This window comes from Rhizobium viscosum (genome assembly GCF_014873945.1).
GTDB lineage: Bacteria > Pseudomonadota > Alphaproteobacteria > Rhizobiales > Rhizobiaceae > Rhizobium > Rhizobium viscosum.
The window spans coordinates 1,006,643-1,026,059 of sequence record NZ_JADBEC010000002.1; the positions used below are offsets into that span (position 1 = coordinate 1,006,643).

The 19,417-nt window shown below is 59.3% G+C and carries 17 protein-coding genes; 7 read left to right on the plus strand and 10 right to left on the minus strand.

What is annotated here, in order from left to right; translation table 11 throughout:
• Positions 1-56: 56 nt before the first annotated feature.
• From H4W29_RS25500 to H4W29_RS25530, 7 genes are all read left to right on the plus strand, one after another.
• On the plus strand, positions 57-941 hold the full coding sequence (locus tag H4W29_RS25500) for a sugar phosphate isomerase/epimerase family protein (RefSeq protein WP_192731630.1): 885 nt from the start codon (positions 57-59) through the stop codon (positions 939-941).
• Positions 938-2,452, plus strand: coding sequence for a sugar ABC transporter ATP-binding protein (locus H4W29_RS25505; protein ID WP_192731631.1), 1,515 nt, complete (start codon positions 938-940; stop codon positions 2,450-2,452). The genes H4W29_RS25500 and H4W29_RS25505 overlap by 4 nt, the downstream gene beginning before the upstream one ends.
• On the plus strand, positions 2,449-3,435 hold the full coding sequence (locus H4W29_RS25510; RefSeq protein WP_192731632.1) for an ABC transporter permease: 987 nt from the start codon (positions 2,449-2,451) through the stop codon (positions 3,433-3,435). The genes H4W29_RS25505 and H4W29_RS25510 overlap by 4 nt, the downstream gene beginning before the upstream one ends.
• Positions 3,432-4,418, plus strand: a complete 987-nt coding sequence (locus tag H4W29_RS25515; protein ID WP_210332366.1) for an ABC transporter permease — start codon at positions 3,432-3,434, stop codon at positions 4,416-4,418. The genes H4W29_RS25510 and H4W29_RS25515 overlap by 4 nt, the downstream gene beginning before the upstream one ends.
• Before the next feature lie 63 nt (positions 4,419-4,481).
• The gene (locus H4W29_RS25520; RefSeq protein ID WP_192731633.1) at positions 4,482-5,612 is read left to right on the plus strand and encodes a substrate-binding domain-containing protein; all 1,131 of its coding nucleotides are present in this window, start codon (positions 4,482-4,484) and stop codon (positions 5,610-5,612) included.
• A 554-nt stretch (positions 5,613-6,166) separates the two neighbouring features.
• A complete protein-coding gene (locus H4W29_RS25525) occupies positions 6,167-7,399 on the plus strand; it encodes an HlyD family secretion protein (protein ID WP_192731634.1) in 1,233 nt (410 codons plus the stop codon).
• A complete protein-coding gene (locus H4W29_RS25530) occupies positions 7,381-9,375 on the plus strand; it encodes a glycosyltransferase (RefSeq protein WP_192731635.1) in 1,995 nt (664 codons plus the stop codon). The genes H4W29_RS25525 and H4W29_RS25530 overlap by 19 nt, the downstream gene beginning before the upstream one ends.
• 74 nt (positions 9,376-9,449) lie before the next feature.
• Here H4W29_RS25530 and H4W29_RS25535 read toward each other — a convergent pair whose 3' ends face one another.
• From H4W29_RS25535 to H4W29_RS25580, 10 genes are all read right to left on the minus strand, one after another.
• Positions 9,450-9,917, minus strand: a complete 468-nt coding sequence (locus H4W29_RS25535) for an MEKHLA domain-containing protein (protein WP_192731636.1) — start codon at positions 9,915-9,917, stop codon at positions 9,450-9,452.
• 96 nt (positions 9,918-10,013) lie between these two features.
• Positions 10,014-10,814, minus strand: a complete 801-nt coding sequence (locus H4W29_RS25540; protein ID WP_192731637.1) for a GNAT family N-acetyltransferase — start codon at positions 10,812-10,814, stop codon at positions 10,014-10,016.
• Positions 10,815-11,038: 224 nt separating this feature from the next.
• Positions 11,039-11,962 (minus strand): ArsR/SmtB family transcription factor, encoded by a 924-nt coding sequence (locus H4W29_RS25545; protein WP_113321106.1) that lies wholly within the window; start codon positions 11,960-11,962, stop codon positions 11,039-11,041.
• 164 nt (positions 11,963-12,126) lie between these two features.
• Positions 12,127-12,951 (minus strand): carbohydrate ABC transporter permease, encoded by an 825-nt coding sequence (locus H4W29_RS25550; protein WP_192731638.1) that lies wholly within the window; start codon positions 12,949-12,951, stop codon positions 12,127-12,129.
• Position 12,952: 1 nt separating this feature from the next.
• Entirely contained in the window at positions 12,953-13,786 is an 834-nt protein-coding gene (locus tag H4W29_RS25555) for a carbohydrate ABC transporter permease (RefSeq protein ID WP_192732788.1), read from the minus strand.
• A 100-nt stretch (positions 13,787-13,886) separates the two neighbouring features.
• Positions 13,887-15,155, minus strand: a complete 1,269-nt coding sequence (locus tag H4W29_RS25560) for an ABC transporter substrate-binding protein (RefSeq protein WP_192731639.1) — start codon at positions 15,153-15,155, stop codon at positions 13,887-13,889.
• Between the two features lie 141 nt (positions 15,156-15,296).
• On the minus strand, positions 15,297-16,382 hold the full coding sequence (locus H4W29_RS25565) for an ABC transporter ATP-binding protein (protein ID WP_192731640.1): 1,086 nt from the start codon (positions 16,380-16,382) through the stop codon (positions 15,297-15,299).
• Positions 16,383-16,444: 62 nt separating this feature from the next.
• Positions 16,445-17,965: an arabinosylfuranosidase ArfA gene (gene arfA / locus H4W29_RS25570; protein ID WP_192731641.1), complete on the minus strand. Its 1,521-nt coding sequence runs from the start codon at positions 17,963-17,965 to the stop codon at positions 16,445-16,447.
• A 430-nt stretch (positions 17,966-18,395) separates the two neighbouring features.
• Complete coding sequence (locus H4W29_RS25575; RefSeq protein ID WP_192731642.1) at positions 18,396-18,689, minus strand: DUF2934 domain-containing protein; 294 nt, start codon at positions 18,687-18,689, stop codon at positions 18,396-18,398.
• A 357-nt stretch (positions 18,690-19,046) separates the two neighbouring features.
• Positions 19,047-19,403: a hypothetical protein gene (locus H4W29_RS25580; RefSeq protein WP_192731643.1), complete on the minus strand. Its 357-nt coding sequence runs from the start codon at positions 19,401-19,403 to the stop codon at positions 19,047-19,049.
• Positions 19,404-19,417: the final 14 nt, after the last annotated feature.

Below are 19,417 nucleotides of genomic sequence, written 5' to 3' on the forward strand. Positions count from 1 at the left end.
GGCGACCATGCCAGAGGAGATCGGGGCATGACCGCCGCAATCCAGGAGGAGGGGACGTGAAGATCGCATTCAACCTGCTCGTGCTGGGAGCGGAGATCACGACAGCGCATGCCCGCCAGCTTGAGAGACTGAAGGCGTTGGGTTACGACGCGGTCGAGATTCCCGTTTTTTCCGGAAAGCCGGATCACTATGCCACCCTCGGCAAGATGCTGCGCGATATCGGTCTCTCGGCTGGTGCTGCTGCGGTCGCGACGCCGGAAGCCAATCCCGTGAGCGCAGACCCTGCAATCCGTCAACGCGCCCGCGACCATCACCGATGGATCGTCGATTGCACTCATGCGATGGGCGGAGAAGTGATCGCCGGTCCGGTCCATTCTCCTGTCGGCGTCTTCACGGGCTTCGGTCCCACGTCTGAGGAACGCAGCAATTGCGTGGAGGCCATGCGGATGCTTGCAGAATATGCCGCACCCGCCGGCGTCCGCATCTCCGCGGAAGCCGTCAATCGTTTCGAGTGCTACCTGATGTCGACGATCGCTGCGGCCTCCGCGATCTACCGCGAGGTCGATCACCCGAACTACGGTTACATGTTCGATACGTTCCATGCCAATATCGAGGAAAAGGATCCACCGGCGACTTACGAACGTTACCATCGGGAGATCAACCACTACCACGTTTCGGAGAACGATCGCGGCATTCCGGGGACCGGCCACGTGCCCTTCGCCCGCCATTTCGAAGCGCTTCACCGTTGCGGTTACGACGGCTGGCTGACAATCGAATCCTTCAGCCGCGTCCTACCGGAGCTTGCGGGAGCCACACGCGTCTGGCGGGATCTCTTCGACGAGCTCGACACGCTTTTCGCCGACAGCGTCGCCTTCGTTCGCAGGGAATGGGACGCTGCGGGAGAGCGCGCGGCGTCGCGTTCGGAGGGACCGGGAGAATGACCGTACCAGCGCTTGAAATGGTCGGCATTACCAAGACCTTTCCCGGAGTGCTTGCGCTCGACCAGGTCGATTTCGACTGCCTCCCAGGAGAGGTACACGCGATATGCGGCGAGAACGGCGCCGGCAAGTCGACGCTGATGAAGGTCCTCGGCGGCAGCTACCGCCCGGATGGCGGCGAGATTCGCATTCGCGGCCGGGCCGTGCATTTCACCCATCCTCAACAGGCCAAGGCTGCCGGTATCTCCATCATCCATCAGGAACTCAGCTTGTTGCCCTATCGCAGCGTGGCGGAAAATATCTTCGTGGGCCAAGAGCCCTCGCGTTGCGGCATTCTCGACCGGGGCGAGATGCGCCGCCGCAGCGTGGCGTTGCTGCAGCGTCTCGGTGCCGATGTCGACCCGGACCGGCAAGTGTCGACGCTTTCGATCGCTGGCCAACAGCTGGTGGAAATCGCCAAGGCGTTGCTGCTCGATGCGCAGGTTCTCGTCATGGACGAGCCGACGGCCGCCCTTGACGAACGCGACGCCCAGGCCCTGCTGCAACTCGTGCGCAGCTTGCGCAGCGAAGGCGTCGCGATCGTCTATATCTCGCACAGAATGCCCGAGATCATGGCTGCCGCCGATCGCATCACGGTGCTGAAGGACGGCCGCAGGATCTGGACGAAATCGCGTGAAGACGCTGATATCGGCTCGATCATCAAGGCGATGGTTGGTCGTGATCTCAAGGACTTCTACCCACCGGCGCCGCCGGCCGAGCCCGGCCGTTCATTGCTTTCGATTGAAAAGGGAGGGAATGCCTTCCTCCATGGTATCGATCTCGATATCCGCGCGGGCGAGATCATCGGTATCGCCGGGTTGGAAGATTCCGGCAAGGCGGCGCTCGCGCAGGCGATCATCGGCGATGAACCGCTGACAACGGGTACGATCAGGCTTGGCGATAGGCGCCAGGCAATCGGCTCGCCGCGCCGCGCGACGAGCCGCGGCATCGGCTATCTGCCGGGCGACCGCAAGCGGGAAGGGCTGTTGCTGCGTCAGTCTGTGCGGGACAATGCGCTGTTGACACTGCGATCGATGGCGAATTTCTTCACCCGCCCCGAAAGCGGGGCCTTCTCGGGAAGCCGCATCGATGAAGTGCTGCGCGCGATGGACGTGCGGGCTGCCGATTTCGGTCAGCCGATCGGTTCCCTTTCCGGTGGCAATCAGCAGAAGGTCATCATCGCCCGCTGGCTTGCCCGGCAATCGGATATCCTCGTCTTCGTCGAGCCGACTCGCGGCATCGACATCGCCGCCAAGGCGGCAATCTACGAGGCGATGCGCAGCTTTGCCGACACTGGCCGCGGCATCATCGTCGTTTCTTCCGATATGCCTGAACTCATCGGCATTTCCGACCGCACGCTCGTGATGCATCAGGGCCGCATTGCCGGCGAATTGCCGCGCGGGGCAAGTGAAGAAGCGGTGATGGCACTGTCGCTCGGCATCGACATGCGCCAGAAGCGAGGGGCCGTCGCATGAGTGCCGAAACCCTTCCGACGACAACCCTTTCACAGCGCTCGATACGCCTTTCCGTCGCCGCCGTGCTCATGCTGGTTTCGGCCGGCATCTACGCAGTGACGGCGATAGCGACGGGAGAGACAAGCCAACTGAATTTCGAAGGGCTTGCCGGCCTCTTCCAACGCATGGTCACGCTCGGCCTTGTCGGGCTTGGCCAGACCTTCGTCATCCTGGTCGGCTCGATCGATCTTTCGGTGGCGGCGCTGATCAGCACCGTCGCGGTGCTTGCCTCATTCATCATGCAGGCGAATCCCGCAATGATCCTGCCGGCGATCCTTGCGTGCCTCGCCCTCTGCCTGATCGTTGGCGCCATCAACGGCCTACTCGTTGCCTATTGCGGTATCAATCCGCTTATCGCGACTCTCGGCACGGGCCTGACGATCCAGGGATTGCTCTCTGCGGCCTTCACCTATTTGCAGGGCTCGGTTGCACCGTCCTTCCAGGCCTTCGCCTATAGCGGTCTCCTCGGCATTCCCTATCCGGTCCTGCTGTTCATCGCGCTGACGGCAGTTGCGGGCCTGCTGTTGGCGCGTACCGTTTTCGGCGCGCGCATCTATGCCGTCGGCGGCAATCCGGAAGGCGCCCGTCTGGCCGGCATCCGCACGGAGCGCGTGGTCCTCGCTGCCCATGTCATAGCCAGCCTCTTTGCCGGCGTTGCCGGTCTCTATCTTGCGGCCAGGCTGCAGTCGGGCACGCCCTGGATCGGCCGCGACGGCATCTATGACCTGGAATCGATCGCAGTCGCCGTCATCGGCGGCACGATCCTGGCCGGCGGCAAAGGTGGAGTCGCAGGCACGGTCGCCGGTGTGCTGCTCTTTGCGACGCTTGACACCAGTTTCAACATGCTGGGTGTCGATGCATTTCTCAAGCAGGTGCTGCGCGGCGCGATCGTGATTGTCGCCGTCGCCATCCATGCCGTGCGCAACAAGGGGCATGTCGCATGACCCCGCTTTCCGAAACGACACCGATGCGTCGTCCCGCCATCTCGCTTGCGAAGGTCAATTTCGGCCTGATCGTCTTCGTCCTGCTCTATGCCGCCATTGCAATCCTGCAGCCGAACTATCTCGAAGCCGGCCTCTTCATGAATTTCCTGCGCCGGGCAGCTCCACTGATCATCCTCGCCGCCGGGCAGCTCTATGTCGTTCTGACGGGCGGTTTCGATCTCTCGGTGGGCGCGGTCGTCACCCTTGTCGTTCTCGCGGCCTCGATCCTGATCAACGGCGATCCCGTTATGACCTGGCCGATGATCGGCGTGCTCTATCTTATAGGCTTCGCCGTTGGCTTGCTGAACGGCCTCGTTGTCGCCTTCCTGAAGGTGCCTTCGATCATCGCCACACTTGGCACAATGCTGCTCGTCAATGGTCTGGCGCTGGCCTGGTCAGGCGGCGCGGCGCGCGGCGACCTGCCGGATAATTTCCGCGATCTTGGCCGTTTCGTCATGCGCGATGTGTGGCTGATCGACAGCCTGCCGCTCACCGTCATTATACTGGTGCTCTTTTTGGCGCTTGCGTGGTGGGGCTTGCACGGCACCGTCTACGGCAAGCGGGCACTGGCGATTGGCGACAATCCAAGGGCTGCGGAACTCGCTGGCCTGCCGGTCGCCGCAACCCGCATCGCTGCCTTCGTAGTGTCGGCACTGGCGGCGGTGACGGCGGGCATCCTCGTCGGTGGCTTTTCCGGCGTGTCGGTGAATGCCGGCCGCGGCCTGGAACTGCAGGCGATCGCTGCCTGCGTCATCGGCGGCGCTCAGCTTCTCGGAGGCCGCGGCTCGATCTGGAGCGCGCTCTTCGGCGCTCTCAGCCTGTTTTCGCTCTTCACCCTGCTCAATCTCGCCGGTCTGCCTCAGGCGCTGCGCGACAGCATCCAGGGGATGATCCTGATTGCCGCAGTCGGCGCCAGCGCCTGGCGCGACCGGCGGAAGACCTGATTGCTTACAGGGAGAGACAAGCGATGAACCGCCGGCATGCCGGCATAGTGGAGGAGGAAGGACATGCAATATAAAGCAGTTGTTGCGGCGCTGATAGCGATGGCATTTGCCGGCGTCACCTATGCGCAGGAATTCAACGATCCCGCGGAATTCAAGAAGCAGCGCGAGCAGCTCTCGATGACGCCGCAAGGCCCGGAAGGCAAGCCCTGGGCCCAGCATCTTGGCGACGGAATGGTCGACACCGCCAAATACAAGAAGGACGGCCCGGTGACGATCTGCTTTTCCAATGCCGGCATCTTCAACCCCTGGCGCGTCGTCGGCATGAACAATCTGCAGGCCGAGGCGGACCTGCACAAGGACCGCATCAAGGAACTGGTCGTCGTCGATGCCGAAGGCAAGGACGACAAGCAGATCTCCGATATCGAAGCCCTCGTCAGCAGCGGCAAGTGCGATGCGCTGATCGTCTCGCCGAACACGACGGCGGCTTTGACGCCGGCTGTGGAGGCAGCCTGTGCGAAGTTGCCAGTCATCGTCTTCGACCGCGGCGTCGCCACCAAGTGCCCTGTCACCTATATTCATCCGGTGGGCGGCTATGGCTTCGGCATCACCTCGGGCGAGTTCATCGCAAGCAAGCTGCCGAAGGGCGCCAAGGTCCTGGCGCTGCGCATCATGCCGGGTGTCGACGTACTGGAAACCCGTTATTCGGCGGCGAAGAACATCTTCGACGAAGCCGGCCTGAAAGTCATCGGCTCCGAATTCACCGGCAGCGACCGCGCCAAGACCAAGGCGATCGTCGAGGACTACATCAATCGCGGCGAGAAGATTGATGCCGTCTGGATGGATGCCGGCGACACCTCCACCGCAGCGCTTGAAGCATTCGAAGATGCCGCAATGCCCTATCCCGTCATCAGCGGCGAAGACCAGCAGGATTTCCTGCGCAAATGGCAGAAAGACAAGCTAACGGCAGTCGGTCCTTCCTATCCGACCTACCAGTGGCGCACAGCAATCCTGGGCGCGCTCGACGTGCTCGACGGCAAGCAGGTGCCGGGTCCCGAATGGATCCTGCCGCAGCCGGCAATCACACAGGATACCCTCGCAAGCTACATTGACGAGCGCATGCCGCCGTTACACTACAGCCTCTGCGGTTGCCAGGATCTGCCCGGCTATCCCGAGCGCTGGGGTGGAAAGAAATAGGCCGTGACAACACAGGCCCCGGCGGCAGACGCCGGGGTATTTTTTCGTTGATCCCTTCCGGCCCTTTTGAGGGACGGCAGGCGTGATGAGGCAGCACAGGAGCAGGAAGGGCTTCATCAGACAGGCTAGTGCAGTGCGCTCGCCGGTCTGTATGGACGCTTCGACCGGCATCCGGGAACGGGCGTGACGTCACCAAGCCTCTGCTATTCGTCGTCGGAAACCTCGGCTCGAACGACGTAGTAGCCGAGGCCCGATCATTGGTCTGCAGTCAGGTCTGCTGTGACACTCGCAACGACACCGTTGAGTTCCGGCGTGTTGCACTGGCTGAAGGCGAAAAATCGCAGATGTGTTGGCCGCAAAAAACCCCTGATCGAACGGGCGCTGCAGGCTTTCAATGCGGCGCTTCGTCCAGGGCTGACCTGTTTCTCCTGAACGTATACGACCATCACTTGTCTATCAGTTTTCACTGCGTTAAATTATGCAAGATTTAGTTGCATTCGTTGCACCGGATCGAGCGGTCAATGGATGCTCAAGCGATACCTTCGGATGACACCATGATCTGGAACCATCGCATTACGCGCATCAGTGTCGGTCTGCTGCTGCTGGCAATCATCGCTGTCGTCTCATTGCCAGCGATCACCGGCTTTACCAGCCTTGACGGCACCGTCAATGCGCGGTTCGCCGTTGTTAATGCTCCAATCGACGGCACGATTGCGGAAGAACCCCTCAAGGTCGGCAGCCCGGTCAGAGCGGGACAATCCCTCGCAGAAATCAGAAATACGCGCGTCAATCGCGCAATCCTCGCTTCGCTCGAGGCAGATCGCAACACCGCGCTCGACCGCGTCGCGGCACTTAAAAAGGAACGGGCGGAGCTCTCCGCGCTTCGCGAAGAATTATCTGCCAGATTGGAAGTCTACAGGCAGACTACCATTGCCAATCTCGAACGCGAAGTCGAAATCCTGCGGAAGAAGGTCGAGGTGTCGCAAGCCCAGGATCTGGTCGCACAGGTCGACCTGAGCCGCCGGATGCAGCTCGAGTCAAAAGGCATTCTCACGCAGAAGCTGGTTGAGGCCGCGCGCGCCGCCGGAGCTGCGACCGGTGGCGAGGTCGAAATCAGCAACCTGACTGTCGATCAATTGCAGCAAAGGCTCAATGCGGTCCGCCAGGGTATCTTTGTCTTCGGCGACGGACAGAATGACGTGCCTTATTCGCGACAGCGCGAGGACGAGGTCGTCGTTCGCATCAACGACTTGAACTCGCGCATAGCGGAAAACGAGACACGGGCCACGGAAGTTCAAAAGCAGCTGGTCGAAGAGAAAAACCGCGTCAACAGCCTTGAATCCGCAACCGCGCTAGCGCCGTTCGACGGTGTTGTCTGGAGCAGGAGCATCGTCGACGGTTCCAACGTCGTGCTGAACAACGAGCTGATGCGCCTCCTCGACTGTCGGGAGCTGTTCGTGGATATCCTTGTTCCCGAGGTCAATTATGACGAGATCTATCCGGGGCTTGTTGCGCAGGTGCGCTTGTTCGGCCGCAGCGACGTCTTCAAGGGCACGGTCATTTCTGTCAGAGGCAGTTCGGCTTCGGTCGAGACCGATTCCTTTGCCGCCAGTTTGCCGCCGTCGACACAACGCAACGCCCGCATTCGGGTTCGCCTCGACCCATCCTTCATGAACGACGATTTTGCGAACTCCTGCCAGGTGGGGCGCACGGTGCAGGTACGGTTTTCCAAACACGGCATCAACATATCCAACTGGGTCAAAAGCCTGTGGTTCAGTATCTTGTAGCGCTGGTTCCGACCGTTTTCGTTTTGGCCTTCTTTTTCCTGGGGCCCTTCAATTGGTCGCGCCATCGCAGCTGGACACGGGCGGTGACCTGCGCCTTTGTCGCAGCAGTCGCATTGCGATACATCTTGTGGCGCTTGACGGAGACCGTGCTTCCCTATCCCAACGATGGTCTGAATTTCTATTGGGTCTGGATCCTCTTCGTCGCCGAGGTACTGGCTTGCATCGAAGTGGTCATCTTTCTGATATTGATGAGCCGCTACGTCGATCGGAGCGCAGAAGCGGACAGGCTGGCTCGCGTTTTCTTTGCGCGTGAGGAGCGTGAACTGCCGACTGTCGATGTTTTCATTCCCACCTACAACGAGCCGCTCGACGTGCTCGAGCGAACCATCATCGGCGCGCGCTCGCTGGATTATCCTGCCGACAAACTGAATGTGTATGTGCTTGACGATCAACGCCGGGACTGGCTGAAGGCCTATTGCGAGGAGAAGAACGTCATCCACGTCACGCGCGGCGACAATAAGCATGCCAAAGCCGGCAATATGAACAATGGGCTGAAGGTCAGCTCGGGCGAATTTATTGCAGTCTTCGACGCGGATTTTGTTCCCTATCGACATTTCCTTCGCCGGACGCTGCCCTTCTTTGTCGACGAAAGCATCGGCATCGTTCAAACGCCTCAACATTTCTTCAATGTCGATCCGGTGCAATCGAACCTGGGCCTGGAGAATATCTGGCCGGATGAGCAGCGCCTGTTCTTCGACGAGATTGCGCCGAGCCGAGATAGTTGGGACGTCAGTTTCTGCTGCGGGTCGTGTTCGATTGCGCGCCGCAAGGCCATCGACGCCATCGGCGGGTTTCCGACGGAGTCGATCACGGAAGATCTGCTGACGACTCTTTCGATGCTCAACAAAGGCTACAAGACGCGCTATCTGAACGAGCGGCTCTCGATGGGGCTGGCGGCCGAAAACCTGACCGGTTATTTTGTGCAGCGCGAACGCTGGTGTCAGGGGGGTATTCAAACCCTTTACCTTTACAATGGCCCACTGCGTGGCCCGGGATTGACGCTGTTTCAACGGATCATGTTCCTGCCGATATCATGGCTGGTGCAGTATCTGGTCCGCTTCATGATATTGCTCGTCCCTATCGTCTATCTCTGGCTCGGCCTGCTCCCGCTCTATTTCACTGACATAGCTGATTACGTGTCTCATCAGGTGCCGCTGCTGGCGGCGTATTTTCTGCTTATGCTGTGGATCACGCCGACACGTTATCTGCCCGTGGTTTCCAGCGCGGTCGGGACCTTTGCGACATTCCGGATGCTGCCTACCGTGGTCTCCAGCCTAATCAGACCGTTTGGAAAACCGTTCAGGGTGACGCCAAAGGGCAGCGGCAACGAAGCAAACCAGTTCGACCGCTATAGCTTCGCCTGGATCGCAAGCCTCATCACGATCACGGTCCTTGGCCTGCTGGTCAACATCGTACCGGAAACGTCGCATGTCCAAGGCCAGTTTTCGCCGGTCGCGGCCTGCTGGTCCGGTATCAATATCGTCGTCCTGCTCATCGCGTCCCTCATCTGCTTTGAGAAACCTCGGCGCCTGTTTCATGCGTTCAAGCTCGATGAGACCGCTACGGTCGACGATGTCCGCGGCCAAGTCGTTAGTCTGGCACTGGACAAGGCCGTCGTCGCAGTCCCCATCATAGCCCGATTTCAATCCAAATCGGTCATCCTGAAGCTCCCCGGCTTCGCCCCGTTCAAAGCGGAGCTCAGACATGTCACTCAACGGCGAAGGAGCATAAGTCGCGGCGGCGATAAGCAGGCTTATTACCTGCACCTGTATTTCGAGCTCGCTGGCTCTGCGCGCGACAGCATGATTGTAAAACTCTACACCGGTCAATATTCGCAGGACATTCGCGACATCGACAAGGTCGCCGTCTCCCTTAATCTTTTGCTGCGGTCATTCGGGCGAACGCGCACGTTGTAGTCGACCGTCAAGGCGCGTTCCGGCAGCAACTCAGTCGCCGAAGCGGGGCATGCCCGCCAAGCACCGTTGATGGTTTAGGATGGCCCTACTTCGGCCCACTGGGAGAACGTCGCCGCCTGGCCGAAATCCTGTCCTTCTGCGTTCCGCAGCTGCCAGACTATTCCGTCTTCCATCCAGAACCGGCTCCCCGACTTCGTGACCCGCAAACCGCGATAACCCGTCATAAACCCGTTTCGTGCAACCGCATCCAGCAACGCCTGACGCTCAGACCGCTCGCTTGGGCCAGCGGACAATCGGGATTGCAGCTTTACGAACTCGCTCCAGCTGTACCCGAACCGCCTCTGTGCTGCACCATTGGCATAGACAAAGACGGGATTGGGTGCCGTATTATGTGCAAGGACTACAAAAGAAGCATCGCCGTAGAGCCACTCGGGCCCCCGATCCCTGGGGAGAAGGTCTCGGCCGACAAGGCGCCGGAAGCTCCCGGTGAGAAGTTCAAAGAATTCGGGATCGTTCGGGTTCAATTCGCCGTTCAACTGCATCTCGTTTCCTTCTCCGATGCGGCCGCTTCGAGAGCCTGATTCGATCTAGCCAAGGGATATGGCATCGGTGCGGCAATCCGCACCGATGGGTAGGGCTTAATTCGGCAGGAGATAGTTCTGGCGGATATAGGATGGCGTGAAGCCTGCCTTCGTCAGGTTGGCGTAGGAGATATTCGGCTGACCTTCCTGAGGCTCGGCCGTCTCCACGGCAAAATGAGAAACGCCCTGCGCGAGACCCTCGTTCAATCGAGCATTGATCAGCGCCTTTTGCGCGCCGCGGTTCCGGTACTCGGCAAGTGTCGTTCCGCCTCCCAGCCAGGCGTATCCGTCCTCCATGAACATCGCCCCGGTTCCGATCGCCATTCCCTCCAATTCCGCAATGAAGCAGGCCCAGCCTTTCTTGCCGACCAGGCATGACCACAACGGCTCAAGCTCCGTCGGGAAACCAAAGCCTGCGCACGTCAGCCTGCCGAAAATCGGCGCATCATCGAAACCGGCCAAGCGCGTCCGCACAGGTCCTTCCATTGCAAGCGGAGCGGATGGGACAGGCCGCGTGAGTTTCATCCAGGCACCGTTTTCGACCAGTCCCTGATCCAGTATCCAGCCACGCAGCTCATGGGAGGCAGAGGTTTCGCGGATCTGGACATGCCGCCGGCCTGTCTTGGTCTTCATCCATTCGAATGCGAGATTGAGTTCGTCTCGATCATTCAAAGCAAGAATGCGATTGAGCCCGACGGCAGGAGCCATGGGCAGCGAAATGGCGCAGCCCTTGCCCACCGGCATGCAGGTAAACTCGACGCTGTCTTTAAAGGGTTGGGGCGAGATCCTCGCCATATCAACGAAAGCCTTGGCCTCGATCACTTCTTCCCAGGCAATTCTGTCGCTTGAAATGCTCAATTTATGTCCTCTTTTAGCTGACGGACCACCGAGAGCCGCTGCGCGAGCCCTGGCGGATTTTCCCGTCCCTTTCGGGAGTAGTATCGCGTCGAGATAACCTGCATCGCGTTCACGAATAAAGTGTATGGTTGGTTAAAAGAGATTAAGGATAGCCATCGAGAGCGTAGACAGGCTGTCAATTGCGCCGCAAACAGTTGCGGCAATCGTCGTGCACTCGTCGTCCGTCAGAAATAGATCGACATGACCAGATCCTGGTCGAAATCACCAAACCCCTTGCCGAAGAGGTTCATACCGCCTGGATTGTCGGCCTTTTCGTCGATGCCGATGCGAAAGCGGATCGAGTGGTGATCGGGTATGCGCAGCGAGGCGATGGTCTGGGTCGAAACCATCGCGCCATCGATCCAGGTGCCGGTCTCGTCGATCGTCCACGTCTTGAGCTTGCCATACTGCGAGCCGGACAGCTTCCACCAGGAGGGCGAATACATGCCGCGGCGGTCGCCGAAATCGCCGGGCGAGGTCCAGTGCCCGGCCTTGATGCCGTTGACCCAGATCGAAATGTCGGAAGGCCAGTTGGCATTCGTGGCCGGCGTCTCGGAGCTCAGTTCGGCCGAGAATTCCACCTTGCGGATCTTCTTGCCTGAGACCTTGGCGTTGTTGGGAAACTTGTATTCGACATAACCGCGCGTAAACCAGAGCAAAGCCGCCTGCATGCGCTGCGGATCGAGGAAGACCTCCTGCACGTCGAGCATGCCGATGACGTTGTTGACCGAACAGAGGCCGCAAGGCGCCCCCACGTCGAATTCGGTGAAGAGACCGATCGGCATGCTGACGGTCACCACATCCTCGCTCGCCTTGGTACCGTTGGTATCGAAGCGGATCAGGATTTCATCGTAGATGCTGGAACAGACCTTCTGATTTCCCTTCGTTGCCTTCATCGTCTGGGTCTGGATGAGGCCCGCCTGCTCGAGCGACTTCAGATTGGTTGCCGTCGTCGATTGCGGCAAGCGCATCTGCGCCGCAATGTCGTTGACATTCAGCGGCCCCTTCTGGCGCAGCAGGTTGAGGATTTCGATACGCGTCGGAGAGCCAAGAGCCTGGACGACGTCAACGTCCCGCATCGGATCGACGGTTAGAAGTTTCGTCTCCATACCTTGATACTGGTTCTCCAGTCTTTCTTGCTGGTTTCAGCTGATATCACGGCGTCATGTCCGATGTCGCCGCTCTTTTTCGTGGGCGCCGGTCCGCGCCTCGGGAGAGCTCTCGCGGACCGGCAGGGCCTTCTCACCTCGGCCCGGAAGCAACTCTCATGCACTTATCCTTTGATGCCGGATGACAGCATCAGGGCCTGCGTTACGCGTTTCTGGAACAAGAGATAGGCGACGGCGACCGGCATGGCAGCCAGAATGGCAACCGCCATATCGCGTGCATATTTGACGCCGAAGGCATCTCTCGTCTGGGTAATGCCGACCGTGATCGTCATCATGTCGTCGGAGTTGGTCACGAGGAACGGCCAGAGAAAGGCGTTCCACGCCATGATATAGGTGATGATGGCCAGTGCTGTGGTAATCCCCCAGTTCAGCGGCAGATAGAGCTTGAACAGGATCTGGAATTCGCCGCAGCCATCGAGTTTGGCCGCCTCGCGCAGTTCCTTCGGCACGGAATCGAAGAACTGCTTGTAGACGATGACGACCACGGGCACGATCAGCTGCGGCAGGATGATGCCGCCCCAGGTATTGATGAGATTCAGCTTGTGCATCAGCACGAACTGCGAAATCACCAGCGCCTGCGAGGGCACCATGAAGCTTGCCAGAATGATGCCGTAAAGAAGCTTGCGGCCGGGAAAGACGATCTGCGACAGCGCATAGGCGCACATGACGCTGATCAGGATGACGACAACGGTCACCGTCACCGAGGTGACGATGGAGTTCAAATACCAGGTCGAAAGCTTCGTCTCGAAGAGCGCGTAGTAGTAGGCCGAGAAATTGAAGACGTCAGGGAAAAGGGTCGTCTTGTTGACCACGTCCTGTTCCGGCTTGATGGATGTCACGATCGCCCAATAGATCGGGAAAGCCCAGGTGCAGGCGATCACTAGCGTGAGGATCAGAAGCAGCGCGTTGCCGATTGTCTTGCCGGGCATCTCAGCGCTCCCTCACGCGCAGGAGCTGATATTGCAGCACCGAAACGACGACAATAATGACAAACAGGATCACCGCGACTGCCGAGCCAAGACCGCCATGGTTCGACCGGAAAGCTTCGCGATAGACAAGCTGCAAGAGCACATAGGTGGAATTGAACGGTCCGCCCTCGGTCAAGAGATAGACCTGGTCGAAGATCTTGAGCTGCAGGATGAGCTGCAATGTCAGCACCAGCGCGGTCACCGGCCAGATCAGCGGCCAGGTGATGCGCTTGAAGCATTGCCATCGCGTCGCGCCATCGAGCATCGCCGCCTCGTAATAATCGTGGGGAATGTTGCGCAGGCCGGCGATGAAGAGCAGCAGGTTGAAGCCGTTGGTCCACCAGACGGTCACGAGCGCCACCATCGGCATCGCCCAGATCGGATCACGGAAGACACTGACCCGTCCGCCGGTGAAGGCTTCGATGATGAATTGCGCGATCCCGAATTGCTGGTCGAGCACCCATTTCCAGATCTGGGTGACAACGGAGACCGGAAGAATATAGGGGATGAAGAAGAGCACGAGTATCAGGCTCTGCATCCAGCCTTTCAGGCGTACGACCATCAGCGCAAGCCCAAGTCCGATCAGTGTATTCGGGATGACCGTCAGCACGACGAAATAGCCTGTGTTCCAGACCGAGGTGTAGAAGAGCTTCTGGTGGAAAAGCCTGATATAATTGTCAAAGCCCACCCATTGACCCTCGCCGACGAGCGGGGCGTCGGTAAAGCTCAAGGCAAACATTTTGTAGACCGGATAGGCAAAGACGGTCGCATAGGCGATCAGGAACGGCGCGATCATGACGATCGCCGTCAGCGTCTTGCGTCGCTTTTCAGTATTGACCACAGATCATCTCCCTGGACGAAGGGCCGGCCGGAGGCGGGCTCCGGCCAGCATCTTCTTATTGCTGGCTCTGCAGCTCTTCGCGCATCTGATCGATCGCATCTTCCGGATCGAGCTGGCCATTGAGCGCCGGAACAACGAAGTTCTGGGTTGCCTCGTAGATCGGGCCGGCAACACCTGCGAGCTTGGAGACCGGGTCGAAGACAGCGGTATCGGCAAGCTTCGCGTAGGTGGCATTCGGCTGCATTTCCTTGAATTCCTTGCTGTCCGTCACCGGTTTGTAAGCAGGGATGTGGCCGGCACTTGCCCAGGAAATGGAGTGCTCGTTCATCCAGGCGATGACCTGCAGCACGGCCTTCAGCTTTTCGGGCGTGATCGGCTTGCTCTCGCTGTTTGGAACGGCGAAGGAATGCGAGTCCGCCCAGGTGGCCTGCGCGCCCAACAGGTTCGGGATTTCGATGGCCCCCCATTCGAAGCCGAGCTCACCCTTCTTGGCGAGGTCGGTCATCGTCGGCACCTCCCAGACGCCGTTGACATGCATCGCAGCCTTGCCCGAGGTGAAGAGCGCAATCGAGGCCTCATAGGAAATCAGCTTCGGCGAATAGCCTGAGGAAACCCAGTTCGCCATGGTCTTCAGCGCCTTTACGCCGGCATCCCCCGGCAGGATCTGGTCGCCGTCGATGAACTTGGCCCCCTGCTGAGAGAGCAGCGTATAGAAGACGCGCCACATGGAGCCGCCTTCATCCGTGTGCAGCGACAGCGGATATTCCACCTTGCCCGTCGCCTTGATCTTGTCGAGCGCAGCATTGAAATTGTCGAGACCGTCGAGCCCCTTCGGCAGACCATCGTCGCCGAGCAGGCCGGCTTCCTTCAGGATAGTCTTGTTGTAGTAGAGAACGATGGAATGGACATCGAAGGGAATGCCGTAGACCTTGTTGTCGAAGGTCGCCTGCTTCCAGGCTGCATCGACATAGTTTTCCTTCTTGATGCCGGCGGAAGCCAGTTCCTCATCCGTGAAGGGACGCAGGATGCCGGTCGGCACGGCGAGCGGATAACGCGACATATGATAGGTCATGATGTCGGGCTGCTGGCCGACGGCAGCTGACGTTTGCACCTTGGTGTAGAAGGGCACGCCCCATTCGAGCGTCGTGGCGTTGATCTTGATGTCAGGATGGGTGTCGTTGAATTCCTTGATGAGCGCCTTCATGCGCACGCCGTCGCCGCCGCTCAAGAAATCCCACCAGGTAATGTCTGTCTGCGCGAACGCAGCCGCAGAAGGCAGCAATGCTATAGCCGCCGAAACGGCAAGTTTTAAGAGCTTTCTCACGTTTGTTCCTCCTCTAAAACATGGGTTGGGATCATCCCGCGTCACGAGATGACTTTTGCCGCGAGCCTCCTCCAAAGGCGCGCGATCAGATCTCCTGCATTCCTTTCCGGTCTCCGGATCTCAAGCCCCGGACCCGTTCAATCAGCTGATCCTTCTGCCTTCGGCATCGAAAGCCAGCATCTCAGGCACTCTCAGAGAGAGGCTGATCTTCTCCTTCGGCTGAGGCCTGCTTTCGCGGCACTCGACCGTCATCTCCGCATTGGTTGCGGTCAGCACGTGAAGATATCCGGTGCCGCCGAGCTCCTCGGTAAACTCGGCAGTGACGGGCAGCGTCAGGCCGGCTCCCCCGTTGCTGAGCCCGATATGCTCGGGCCGGACGCCGATATTGATGGTCGCGCCCTCGGCGACCGGCGTGCGCGTCGACAGCTCGAAAGCCTGGCCCGGCGCGTCATCGAGCTCAACGCGGGCAGAGCCCTGTCCGGCGCCGATGACCTTGCCCTTCAGGAAGTTCATGCCCGGAGATCCGATGAAGCCGGCGACGAACATCTTCTGCGGATCGCGATAGAGCTCCAGGGGTGCGCCGACCTGCTGGACGATGCCCTCCTTCAAGACGACAATCTTGTCGGCAAGCGTCATCGCCTCGACCTGGTCATGGGTGACGTAGACCATCGTCGCTCCGATCTGCCGGTGCAGGCGGGCGATCTCCATGCGCATTTTCACGCGCAATTCGGCATCGAGATTGGACAGCGGCTCATCGAACAGGAAGACACGCGGTTCACGTACAATGGCGCGGCCGATCGCCACGCGCTGACGCTGGCCGCCGGAAAGCTGGCTCGGCTTGTGCTGGAGATAGTCGCCAAGGCGAAGGATATCGGCGGCAGCCTTCACCTTCTCTTGGATCTCGGCCTTCGGACGCTTGGCGATGGACAGGCTGAAGGCCATGTTTTCGAAGACAGAAAGATGCGGATAGAGCGCGTACGACTGGAAGACCATGGCAACGCCGCGCTTCGATGCTTCCCTGTGCGTGACATCTTCATTCTCGATGCTGATCTGCCCGCCGCTCGTTTCCTCGAGCCCCGCAATCATCCTCAACAGCGTCGATTTTCCGCAGCCGGAAGGGCCGACGAAAACGGCAAACTCACCCTGGTTGATCTCGATATCGACGCCGTGGATGACCGAAAAGGACCCGAACGACTTCCTGACGTCAGTCAGTTTTATTCCAGACATATATCCTCCCGATAGGCACTCCAGGCGGGGCAGCCTCCTCCGCTGCCCCGATGACGATCAGTTCACGCCGAAGCGACTGACAGCAGGATGAAATGATAGGACTTCGCCGGCAGTGATCCGGTGAGCCTGCCCTCGTCGGTGACCTCAAGGCCGGATCCTGCCGTCGGCACGATGCGGTTCTGATCCTCGACGGAGTTGCGCGCCTTCAGGTCCTCGCCCGCCATCGTGTGATGCTGAACGATCTTCGCGCCCTTGAAGCCCTGCAGGGCGACATCGAGATCCATCGCTTCATCGAGGCTGCGGTTGATCGCAAAGAGCGCGATGCTCTTGCCATCCTCCTGCAGCACGGCTGAAAGATCGAGATAGGGAACGTCCTGCGCCACATCGCAATCATAGGTCGGACCGGAGGCCGAAACCGTCAGGGCCGTGCCGCGTCCATATTTCGACGCGAACTGCAGCGGATAGTAGATCGACTGGCGCCAGGCCGGGCCTCCGGCCTTGGTCAGGATCGGGGCGATGACGTTGACGAGCTGCGCCATGCAGGCGATCTTGACGCGGTCGGAGCGGCGGATGAAGACATTGATCAGCGAAGCGACGAAGATCGCATCCTCGAGATTATAGAGCTCTTCGAGCAGCGGCGGCGCTTCCGGCCAGTCCCAGTTCTTGTAGCGCTGATCGTCTTCCTTGCGGTCGTGATACCAGACGTTCCATTCGTCGAAGCAGATCTTCACGTCACGCTTGGAGCGCTTCTTCGCCTTAATGTAATCGATGACGCCGCCGATCGTGACAATGTAGCGATCGAGCTCGATCGCCTTGGCATAGTAATTCAGCGTGTCGTTTTCCTCGTTGCCGAAATATTTGTGCAGCGAGATGTAATCGACGCTGTCGTAGCTCGCGTCGAGAACCTGCGCCTCCCATTCCGGATAGGTCTTCATCTTGTCGTTCGACGAGCCGCAGACCACGGTTTCGAGAGTCTTGTCGAAATATTTGAAGGCCTTGCTGACTTCATTGGCAAGCAGACCATATTCCGTTGCGGTCTTGTGACCGACCTGCCAGGGGCCGTCCATCTCGTTGCCGAGGCACCAGATGCGGACATTGTGCGGGTCTTTGTATCCGTGTTTGGCGCGCAAATCGCTCCAGTAGGTGCCGCCCGGATGGTTGCAATATTCCAGGAAATTGCGGGCGTCGTTCAGGCCGCGCGAACCGAGGTTCATGGCGAGCATCATCTCGGTCTTCGCAAGCTTCGACCAATCGGCGAATTCGTTGACGCCCATCTGGTTGGTCTCGCGGGTCCGCCAGGCAAGATCGAGACGCGTCGGGCGCTGATCGCGCGGGCCGATGCCGTCTTCCCAATGATAGGCCGAAACAAAATTGCCGCCCGGATAACGGACGATCGGCATATCGAGATCACGCACCATATCAAGAACGTCGGTACGGAACCCGTCCTTATCAGCTTTTTCGTGACCCGGCTCATAAATTCCGGTGTAAACAGCGCGGCCCATATGCTCCAGGAAGGAGCCGTAGACGCGCTTATCGACGGTCGAGATGGTGAATTCCCTATTCAGGGTCGCTTTGGCCCGCATTGATGTTCCTCGTTTATTGAATTTGATTTTTGAAGAAGCTATTCTGAGAAATTTTTTTTATCAAGTATTTTGTTTTGTATCCAAAAATCGGGTTTTATATAGCACACAAACTGCGAAAGCCATGAAAAATCTGGGAAAACCGTCCATGTGCTCGCCGTGGGAGCAAAGGCGCGCCCTAAGAAAGATGGGAGCTGGAATCTGGTGACCACCAGGCCCCCAGCGGCATACCCAAACGCGAAATTGGGGGACTCGCCGCGCAAAATGAGAGCTCACTCTCATGACCGGCAAGGCGAAGGCGGAAAATGTCAGGCCGCTCTGAGCTGTGACACTTGCTATAAAAGTGACAGACGATTGAAGGGCGCCCATGAGGCGCCCTTCTCGTTTAGAAGTTTATGTCTGGCGGCTGCATGGCGGCGCACGGCAAAACCCGTCAGTGTTTGGTGACGCCGGCGGCGGGCTTGGCAGCTTTCGGCGGTGGGGTTGTCGTCGGAACGCTCTGGGCGCCGCCTTTGGATTTACTTGCGACCTTTGGCTTTGCCGCCTTGTCGGTGGCCGCTGTCTTCTTCGCGCGTGGCTTCTTGGCCGGCTGACTGTCTGCGTCTAAGCTCGCGCTAATCTCCTGAAATGCCTGAAGCCAGTGCCTCATATCCTCGCCCTGCGGTCGGCCTTCCCGTTCCCAGATCTCATAGGCGCGCTGCCTGATACGGTCTTCCCTGTCTGCCATCGTCGTCCTTCCGGTGCTGATGTCTTCGGATGAGGCAGATGGTGCGCCAACCCGCGTCGACAACGGCGACGCATGCGTTTATCACCAGGGCCGCGATCACGAAATCGCGATGATCCGCATCGATCTCGAATCTTTCTCGACGTCATGCTGATCAGCCCCTTCCCTCCTCACGTTTCGGCTCGCCACAGGCCCGCCGGATCGTTTTCAGGCGCGATCAACCATGCTTGCCACGCCCGCTACTTTTGGAGAATTTGAGTGGCTGTCGGTTCACGACTGCGGCTCGAAATCCAGCCCATCTCATCATGTCTTGCCGCGGCGGGCGCCGCCATGCTTCGGCAACACCCGCCGCACAGGCAATTAGCGAGAGTAGAACACCATGCCGCCGTCCGCAGCCTGTTCCGCGTCGACGATATTGGAGACCTTCACGCCATCCTTTTCAAGCCTTGCGACAAGCGGTCTGTTGGCTTCAATGGCGGCCTGAATTCCCTGAATGGCATCCTCCGAGCGATCCGAAACGGAAGCCCCACGTGTGGTGTGCTCGGGCGACTGGTCCCAGTTGCCGAGCACGTGGACGTCGAAATCGGACGAGAAGGAGCGAAGGGTCGTTTCGAGGGCGCCCGGGGAATTCATGTCAAGGCTCTCTGCGTGGCTGACATTTGCGAAGCCGAACGAGGAAACGAGGACAACGGCGGCGAGGTTAAGAACGCGGTTCATCGGAAAATCTCCGT